General features: G+C 39.2%; 3 protein-coding genes. All 3 read left to right on the forward strand.

Translation table 11 applies throughout. The features are described from left to right. The first annotated feature begins 69 nt into the window (after nt 1-69). Nucleotides 70-333, forward strand: coding sequence for a hypothetical protein (locus tag RV04_RS12925; protein ID WP_245791107.1), 264 nt, complete (start codon nt 70-72; stop codon nt 331-333). Between the two features lies 1 nt (nt 334). After that, entirely contained in the window at nt 335-598 is a 264-nt protein-coding gene (locus RV04_RS12930; protein WP_071858862.1) for a phage holin, read from the forward strand. A gap of 1 nt (nt 599) precedes the next feature. Next, on the forward strand, nt 600-988 hold a 389-nt coding region (locus RV04_RS12935), incomplete at its 3' end, for an N-acetylmuramoyl-L-alanine amidase (protein ID WP_211271205.1).

The raw sequence follows: 988 nt of genomic DNA on the forward strand, positions 1-988 counted from the left end.
GGACGGGGCTTCTTTAATTATTGAAGGGTGGAAAGGTATGTGTTGAACGTTGAATTAGTTACAAAATGGATTGAATGGCTGACGGTTATTGGTGTTGCTGTAGTGACTGTTATACGGCCAATCATGAGTAGCTTTACAAAGATTACTGAAAATCTAACTAAAATGACACATAGTTTAGATTTATTAAATCGTGATTTACAGGCAAGTAAAGATGATAGAACAAGTATTCATGAAGAACTTGTAAAACATGATGAAAGGCTGGATAGACACAATGACCGTTTAATCGAGCATTCAGAACAAATCAAAACTCTATATAAAGAAAGGAATAATTAAAATTAAAATCAATTGGAAATTAAGAATCAAATCGAAAGCATTTTGGGTGGGCGTTGTCCCATTAGTCATTCTATTAGCCCAAGCAGTCGCAGCAGCATTTGGCTATACCTTAGACCTCTCTTCATACGGAGATAAAGCATTAGCTGTAATCAACGCCTTGTTCGCTTTACTGGCTTTTCTGGGAATTACTGCCGATCCCACGACCCACGGTTTATCCGATAGCAAACGAGCACTGACTTATTCAAAACCAAAGAGGGAGGACTAGAATGAAGAAGAAAGTTTTGATTGGAGCTCTCGTAGCTCTTTTTTTGTTGCCTACGCAGGTGTTCGCATATACAGTCAACAACGAATTTAATTTAGGAGCTAATCAAGGAAGTTCTCAGCTTGCTAGCCCGAATTATATTGTTGCACATGATACAGCGAACGCTTCAGCAACAGGTCGTAACGAAGCGGCGTTCATGAAACGAAATTGGGCGAATGCTTACACTGCATATATTGTTGGTGACGGCATTGTTTACCAAGTTGGAGAACCTGGTTACGTTCAATATGGTGCTGGCTCATACGCCAATGCTAATTCACCCGTTCAAATTGAGTTGCAAGCAACTCCAAATGCGGCATTGTTCAAACAAAACTACAAAGTTTATATTGATCTGAT

Origin of the sequence: Enterococcus hermanniensis, assembly GCF_001885945.1 — a bacterium.
In the GTDB taxonomy this organism is placed as follows: domain Bacteria; phylum Bacillota; class Bacilli; order Lactobacillales; family Enterococcaceae; genus Enterococcus_A; species Enterococcus_A hermanniensis.